This window comes from Paenibacillus sp. MDMC362 (genome assembly GCF_003269305.1).
GTDB lineage: Bacteria > Bacillota > Bacilli > Paenibacillales > Paenibacillaceae > Paenibacillus_AQ.
This window is the reverse complement of record NZ_QLYT01000016.1, coordinates 271,093-278,253: the sequence shown is the minus strand read 5'-3', so window position 1 is coordinate 278,253 and position 7,161 is coordinate 271,093. Positions and strand designations below refer to the sequence as shown.

Annotated in this window: 5 protein-coding genes; all 5 read left to right on the top strand. The window is 46.5% G+C overall.

What is annotated here, in order from left to right:
- Nucleotides 1-1,822, top strand: a 1,822-nt coding sequence (locus DP091_RS08940; protein WP_181469758.1) for an S-layer homology domain-containing protein, incomplete at its 5' end; no start/stop codon positions are given.
- 303 nt (nt 1,823-2,125) lie between these two features.
- On the top strand, nt 2,126-2,944 hold the full coding sequence (locus DP091_RS08935) for a LytTR family transcriptional regulator DNA-binding domain-containing protein (RefSeq protein ID WP_258394445.1): 819 nt from the start codon (nt 2,126-2,128) through the stop codon (nt 2,942-2,944).
- Between the two features lie 138 nt (nt 2,945-3,082).
- Nucleotides 3,083-3,928 (top strand): ABC transporter ATP-binding protein, encoded by an 846-nt coding sequence (locus DP091_RS08930; protein ID WP_113057992.1) that lies wholly within the window; start codon nt 3,083-3,085, stop codon nt 3,926-3,928.
- Entirely contained in the window at nt 3,925-4,641 is a 717-nt protein-coding gene (locus tag DP091_RS08925) for an ABC transporter permease subunit (protein WP_113057991.1), read from the top strand. The genes DP091_RS08930 and DP091_RS08925 overlap by 4 nt, the downstream gene beginning before the upstream one ends.
- A gap of 25 nt (nt 4,642-4,666) precedes the next feature.
- The gene (locus DP091_RS08920) at nt 4,667-6,961 is read left to right on the top strand and encodes a preprotein translocase subunit SecA (RefSeq protein ID WP_113057990.1); all 2,295 of its coding nucleotides are present in this window, start codon (nt 4,667-4,669) and stop codon (nt 6,959-6,961) included.
- Nucleotides 6,962-7,161 lie beyond the last annotated feature (200 nt).

Below are 7,161 nucleotides of genomic sequence, written 5' to 3'. Positions count from 1 at the left end.
CGAAGCAAGCTGGAAGGCCCTTCAAGAAGCCATGAATGCGGCAAAAGATGTACTGGACGATCCAACAGCAACGCAAGATGAAGTCGACAAAGCGTTGGCAGCTCTAAAACAAGCAGAGAAGGACCTTGTGAGGCTGGGTGGGGAACTGGATGATCTTAACCTTCTTGGTCTAACAAATGGGGGCAATCGAGAAATCGAGTTAACTCCACCGTTCGACCCGAACCAGAACAAAAACTATTACGGAACTGTTGCGAATGATGTATATGGCATCAGCCTGAATCCAGTGGCGAAATATCCGGACGATACTCAGGTGAAAATCATCGTGAATGGTCTAGAGTATTCTGCCGACAAGTGGAATAAGCTTCCGCTTATCGAGGGTGAGAACGCGATCACAGTCGGCGTCTATGACAAAGCCGGTAAGCTGATTAACGAGTATACCTATATCATCGTTCGTGAGAGAGCGTCCGGTAATGACAACTCCGGCGGTGGCAACAATGGTGGTAGCAATAATGGTGGCGGTAACTCGGACACAGTTAATCCAACTACTCCACCAACAACGGACAACACGGTGAAACCGGGGAACATCGTAATAACCATTAACGGTTCGAATGTATCGTTCGCTTCGGGCACGGTAAACGGTGGTCAAGCGACGGTTACGATCGATAAGCACAAACTGTCCGGCATTCTTGCGGATGGCAAAGAACATAAATTCGGCATCAGCGTACCGGGTAACGGGAATGTCGAAGTTCAAGGATTGACGGTTGAAGATCTGAAGAAGCTTGCCGATACCGGCTCCAGCCTGGAAATTGAAGATGTGCTGGCGATTTATCCGGTTCCTGCAGGACAGCTCGATGTGAACGCGATCAGCAAGCAGTTCGGCAACGCGCCGATCAGCGACATTGCGGCAAACATCAAGATCAAACGTTCTGGCGATGAGTTGGCTAAGCTTGCACGCGAAAAGTCAGCTCAAAACGGTTATGAACTGCTTGTGCATCCGGTCGACCTCGATTTGGCCTTTATGCATGACGGAAAAACGGATAGAACGGGATTATTGAACGGCTATGCGCCAAAATACATCGCAATTCCGGAAGGCGTAGATCCGAACCGGATTACGACAGGCGTCATCGTCAACCCGGACGGCACCGTATTCCATGTACCGTCGGTCGTAACAAAGGTCAATAACCGATACTTCGCACTCATCAATGATCTTCGCAGCAGTGGTACCTATTCTGTTATTTGGAATCCTCAGGATTTCGAGGATGTAAAATCGCATTGGGGCAAACAGGATGTCAACAACATTGCCGCAAGACTGAGTCTGAAAGGCAACGGCAATAATACATTCTCGCCGAATCGTTATGTCACGCGCTCGGAATTTGCTGAGATTGTCGTGTTGGGCCTAGGCTTAATGCGTCAGGATGCATCGCAGGCTAAATTCTCTGATGTACCGGCCTCAATATGGTATAGGGACGCTGTATCCATTGCGAATGAATTTGATATCGTTCGTGGTTATAATGACAGCAATTTCAAAGGCGGTCTGCAAATTACGAGAGAGCAAGGTTTTGCTATGATTGCTCGTGCATATCGTTTGATTCAATCCGAAGATGTGCCAAATCAGGAGCAGATTGCTACTACGCTGGCACAATATACGGATGGGGCCAATGTAGCGCCTTGGGCAAAGGCAGATGTAACCCAATTGATCCATGCGGGAATTATTCAAGGCAACGGACCGGAAGCTCTTAGTCCGAAAGCGCAAATGACACGTGCCGAGGTAACCGCACTGATCGCAAGAATGCTGAAAGTGACCAACCTGATCGATAAATAATGGAGTAACGTATAAACAACCATTGATGACGTGGAGTCGTCAATGGTTGTTTTTTCATTTATTTTTAATGATGCATATTGGACCTTCAGGTGGTTGCCTATGCATGGTTGATAACTATGACAAAAAAGCACCCCAATATTATAATTGTTATATATATCCTATTACGGTACTGACCGGGAGGGCGGCATGCAATTTCAACCAATCTATGATGATGGGAAATTACTTCTACCGAAGATCGAATTAAATATGACATCGAACCAATCGATCGGCATTATAACGGACTTGAAGCGAAAGCAGCTTTTATTGAATCAATTGACGCGTTATTTTCAATATTATTTGTTTCGAGCTGGGCAAAACGAGTATGCTCGTTTAACGGTGGAAGAGCTGATCGCTTTTCTAATCCGTGTAACGGAGAGGAAGGACCGCGTCGCTCTGTTAATGGATTATTTTGCTTTAAAAGAAGAGCGGAAGGTAAAAATCAAGGATTTAAGCTCATCGAAAAGGATGTACGTGACATTGCTGCGTGTCTTTTTTGCGCATCAGCCTACGATTGTATTGGAGGAACCTTACTTTTACTTGGAAGAAGAAGATCGGCGTCATTTTAAACGAATTTTGGATGACCTGACGAAAGAGAAGCAGGTTTTAATTTTAACTTCGAATTTAGAGGATGCCATGATTTCCTGTGACGCCATTTATCGATTGAACGAGCTCGGATTTCATCCATTGGATATTCGGGACTCGGAAGATGATAAGCAGGAAGCGCAGGAACAAGATCGGGGCAATATCACCTTGCAGAAGATTTATACGAAAAAAAATGACAAGGTGATTTTATTTGATCCACCTGAAGTCGATTACATAGAAAGTATGGATGGTTCGATCCTTGTGCATGTAGCTGGAGAAAATTATGTCTGTGCTTTGACGCTAACCGAGCTCGAGCAGAGATTGTTAAATTTCGGATTTTTTAGATGTCATCGATCCTACATCGTTAATCTGCAAAAAGTAAGAGAGATTATCACATGGACGAAGAATAGCTACAGCTTGCGTTTAAATACGGGTCAAGATGCCGTAGTCCCGTTATCTCGTTCAAAGTTGCAAGAGTTAAAAGCGCTTCTCAACATTTAATTTCCGGGGAAATTGTCGAACTATTCAAGCATTAAGCGGTACAATTCAGGCGATAACAGCTACATTTCGGCGGATCTTGATGGCTGGAGATATGAGATCCCTATATACTTAAGCGAACAACTTAAGGATGTGGTGTGAATGGCTGTTATCCAGGTCGAACATATTCGAAAAAGATTTGGAAATAAGGATGCGTTAGCAGACGTGTCCTTTTCCATTCCGAAAGGTGAAGTTTTTGGTTTCTTAGGTCCGAGTGGTTCAGGAAAAACGACATTAATCAAGATTTTAACGGCGCAATTAAATCCGACAAGCGGACAGGCAAACGTATTTAACGAGCCGGCGGAGAGGATGCAGCAGTCTGCCCAGAAGATGCGCTTTGGCATTTTGACGGATAATAGTGGTTTATATGAGAGATTATCGATTGAGGAAAACTTGGAGCTATATCGCCAATTATATGATCTCCCCGGATCTTCGATCGATAAGGTGCTGCAGTTTGTAAACTTAAGTGGAGAGCGCAAAAAGAAAGTCAATCTCTTATCCAAAGGGATGCGTCAGCGTGTCATGTTGGCATGCGCGGTCGTCCATGAGCCAGAACTATTATTTTTAGATGAACCTACTTCGGCTTTAGACCCAGTAAACTCAGCACATATTCATAAAGGTTTGCGCTACTTAAATGAGAAAGGAACAACGATCTTCTTAACTACGCATGATATGGCCGAGGCAGAGTTGATATGTAATCGTGTAGCGATTTTGTATCGGGGGCAAATCCAAACCATCGGCTCACCAAAGGAACTAAAAAAACAGCATCGAGAAAACGTAGTTTGTGTTGAGTTAATCAACGGGTATGCCTACGAGCTCCCGATTAATGATGGAACGGCTGATCAAGTCGCCGATTGGATGAAACAAGGGTTGATTGGTCGATTAGAAACAAAAGAGCCAAGTCTAGGTGATATCTTTATTAAAATGACAGGAAGTGAGTTACTATGAGTATCTCATTGAAACGTGCGCGAGCTATATTTGTGAAGGATTATAAGGAGTTTTCACGAAATTATGCCGTCTCCCTTTTGTTGATTTTTCCAATTATTATGGCATTGGGTCTTCGAGGTGCCCCTCGGGATTTGACGACTGCAACTTTCGGTTTGATTCTAAATACTTCGTTTGTAATGCTGCCGAGTTTTGCACAAGCTTGCTTGATTGCGGAAGAAAAGGAGCGTAACACTTTACGATCATTAATGATGACTCCGGCCACGACTATGGATGTTTTAATCGGTAAAAGTAGTTTAGTCTTTGTCATGTCTGTTGTTATTCTGGCCGTTGCTACGTATCTATTTGGCTATGAGCCAGTTAGTATATGGGCGTTTGTGGCTGCAATCCTTCTTTCAATTATTCTATACACAGCGGCCGGGACGATTTCTGGTTTATTCTCCAAGACGGTGCTTGAAGCATCTTTCTCTATAATCCCTGTGCTAATCGTATTTACTGCGGTACCATATGGGGGAATGTTGCTGGTGAATGATTTTCCGATTTTCAAAGCGCTGGAGTATACACCAAGCATTCAACTTTTGCATTTGCTAGGTACACGCAATACAGATTTTATAACGGGAGATTTATTAAAGCCCCTCCTCATTATTTTGGTATGGACGGTTGTATTCACGATTGCGTCAGTTGTTTTGTACCAACGACGGTTAAAGGATGAGTAGGAAACCTAGGAGGGATCAAATTCCGATGAATCTAGCCGCCAAGTTAATGCAAAAATTCAAAGATCGCGTTACCCAGAATAAGCTAAAAGTCTATCGCGACCAAGCGGAGCTCATCAGGAAACGGAGTTTGGAAGCCTGGGACGATGGGCAGCTTCAAGCGGAATCCGACCGGCTGCAAAAAGAAGCAAAATTGGGGACGCCTTTGGACGAGCTGCTTGTCGATGCCTATGTGCTAGTCGGCGAGGCAGCGAGGAGAACGCTCGGACTACAGCCTTACGCTGTCCAGATCATGGCTGCCATCGCTCTGCACGAGGGATTCTTGATCGAGCAGCATACCGGCGAAGGAAAAACGCTTTCTGCTGTTATGCCAGCTTATCTAAATGCGCTAACAGGCGAAGGCGTTCATGTGCTGACTTTTAACGATTATTTGGCACATCGAGATGCGGAGTGGATGGGCCCAATCTATCGTTTCCTCGGGTTAACGGTAAAATCGGTTCAAGCGGGCATGAGCCTGTCCGAGAAACGAGAAGCGTACGCCGCGGATATAACCTATGTAACGGCCAAAGAAGCGGGATTCGATTTTTTGCGCGACACGATCGCACTGGACAGAGCCGATACCGCGCATCGTCCCTTTCACTACGTCATCGTCGACGAAGCGGACTCACTGCTTCTCGACGAAGCTCGGGTGCCGCTGGTCATCGCCGGCGAGCCGGGTTCTTCCGGCAGCGATGGCATTCGTTTCGCAGAAGTGGCTAGGCAGCTTGAGCAAGACGAGCATTACGATTTCGACGAGTTCAAGCGGAATGTCTATTTGAATGAAGCGGGCTCAGCGAAAGCGGAATCGCTGCTGGGATGCGGCAATTTGTACGAAAGCCATAATAGCGATTTGTTATCGTCGTTAAATTGCGCGTTGCATGCGGAGTCGTTATTGAAAAAAGACGTCGATTACATCGTCCGGGACGGTAAAATCGAGTTAATTGACGAATATACCGGCCGCGTGTCGGAGAACAGACATTTGCCGGATGGGCTTCAAGCCGCTCTTGCGGCCAAAGAAGGGTTGCAGTCCTTAGCCGGCGGGAAAATTCTCGGTACGATCACCCTTCAACACTTCCTTAGCCTATATCCGAAGATTAGCGGAATGACGGCCACCGCGCACGTTTCCGCAATGGAATTCGAAAATATTTATGCACTGCAAGTCGTGCAAATTCCACCGAACCGGACAAACATACGGATCGATCATCCGCACCGGATTTATACCCATAAAGAAGCTAAACTTACGGCGCTTGTACAAGAAATATCGACCGTCCATAGGGCGGGACGTCCGATTCTCATTGGTACGTCAAGCGTCGGGGAGTCTGAAATGCTCGCGGAGGCGCTAGCGGCTGCCGACGTACCTTGCCAAGTTCTGAATGCGAAGAACGACGCAAAAGAAGCAGAGATCATCGCCAAAGCGGGAGAAATGGGCGCTGTGACGGTGTCTACCAATATGGCGGGACGAGGCGTCGATATCCAGCTTGGCGGCGGTAACCCCATGCAGGCAGAAGTTGTCGCCAAGCTGGGCGGGTTGTACGTGATTGGTACGCATATGCACGAAAGCGTGCGGATCGACAACCAGTTGCGCGGGCGTTCTGGACGCCAAGGCGACCCAGGGGCTTCCATATTTTTTGTGAGCTTGGAGGACGATTTGATCCTTCAGTTTGGTATCGATAAAGCAATTCCGCCCATCTATCGCGATCTTAGGCAGGATGAAGCGCTTGGACAGTCGGTGCTCTACAGCAAAATTACGCATATTCAGCGCGTTATGATGGGCCAGAACTTCCATATCCGCCAGGAACTGAACGGTTATTCGGATATGGTGGAGGAACAGCGACGTATTCTATACGCGGAACGGCTCGGAATTTTGAAAGGCGAGACGCCGTTGAGCCCTTCGGAGCAGCGGGTACGGCTTTATTATATCGACAAGTTCTGGGCTGAGCATCTGGCTTACGTTTCTTACATTCGCGAAAGCATCCATTTGACGAAACTTGCTAACCGCAATCCGATCGACGAATTTCATGCGCAAATCATCCAGGCCTTCGAGCAAATTCCGGCTAAAATAAATAGAGCTTCAGACAATATGTTCGAAAAGCTGGGAGGCTCGAATGATCCGGCGAAGTGGGAAGAGTTCGGGCTGAAGAGCCCTACCTCCACTTGGACTTATATTATGAATGATCAATACATGGAGTACTTGCAGAATCCCGGTTCATGGAACCCAGGGACGATCATCGCTTATTGGATTCGCAAGATGTTGAGGCCGGTATTCGGGTGGTCAGAATTTTGATCGGGACGAATACGGGCGAGCGCTCGATTCATCTTGTGCTGAAAATGTCTCTGGACAGCTGTTAGGTTGAGATCATAAAGCAGATTAATAAAGAGATGAGCCAGGCATTTAAGATTAAGAAAAGGCGAAAAACCGCCAACTGGAGACCTACGAAATTTCACTTTGATGGAACTGCAGTAACTCCGTAACGGATATCGGCG